1 protein-coding gene is annotated in these 873 nt (G+C 33.4%); it reads right to left on the bottom strand.

Translation table 11 applies throughout. The annotated features are described in order from the left end of the window. On the bottom strand, positions 1–362 hold a 362-nt coding region (locus ACSMFO_RS40130), incomplete at its 3' end, for a DUF3231 family protein (protein WP_436462534.1). Positions 363–873: the final 511 nt, after the last annotated feature.

Here is an 873-nt window from a genome sequence, read left to right as displayed (position 1 = left end):
ATATCAATTGATCTGTTATAAACATCCATCGCGTCCATATTACATTGATAATAAAGATCCCTAATATCTTTCCGAATAGAACTACTGAATGACATACTATGTCCTGATAATCCATGGATCGTCATAGTATGTATGTAATGTAACCAAAGTACATCCGTAAATAAAGGTGGGGCTTCCAAATTTACATCTTTATCTGTAAAGCCCTTGGGTAAAGGGAAATTCTCAGCATTTAAAATCTTTTTTAATACTTTGAGGTGTTTTTGAGATAGTTCTAAGCAAAATTCAAAAAGAGAACGAACTTCGAAATCTTTAGCAGTTGCTAATACATATTTACTGATGCAATTTGCCATCGTTTCCCTCATATATTGAACCCACAGACTTGTAATTTCTGAAGAGGTTAATCTAGTATCATTTTTCTTATTCAAATTACTTACCTCCATAGCATATAAACCATATCGTTTAGTTTGCCCTGGAAGTATTTATTTATGAAAATAAGCGTATCGGCTGCCGCTTCGCACCCAATATGCTCATTTGAAGATACGTCATAGTAGCTTGGCCGCTGTAAAAAATAAAAAGCAAGAGGATGCCCTTTTGCTTTTTAAATAAACATTATTCATTTACACATCGTAGGTTGGTCAATCGATAGAATAGACTGTTCAACTTTGGCATTTGTCATTTGTTCCTGAACAAAGATCCATATAGCAATATTGATAACCACAGTGATCAGTAGAAAACTTCTATTTTTATTAATAAAGGTTTCCTCCTTCAAGTCATAATCACAACAAAGGCCGCCCATTATGTATAAATCTATAAGGCGGCCTTCATTGTATGTATGCTATATGTTTATTCTTAAATCGATCCCTTTATCTTTCA

Source organism: Amycolatopsis sp. w19 (assembly GCF_051373225.1).
GTDB lineage: Bacteria > Actinomycetota > Actinomycetes > Mycobacteriales > Pseudonocardiaceae > Amycolatopsis > Amycolatopsis japonica.
The sequence above is the reverse complement of the archived record's forward strand: the minus strand, read 5'-3'. Positions and strand labels throughout refer to the sequence as shown.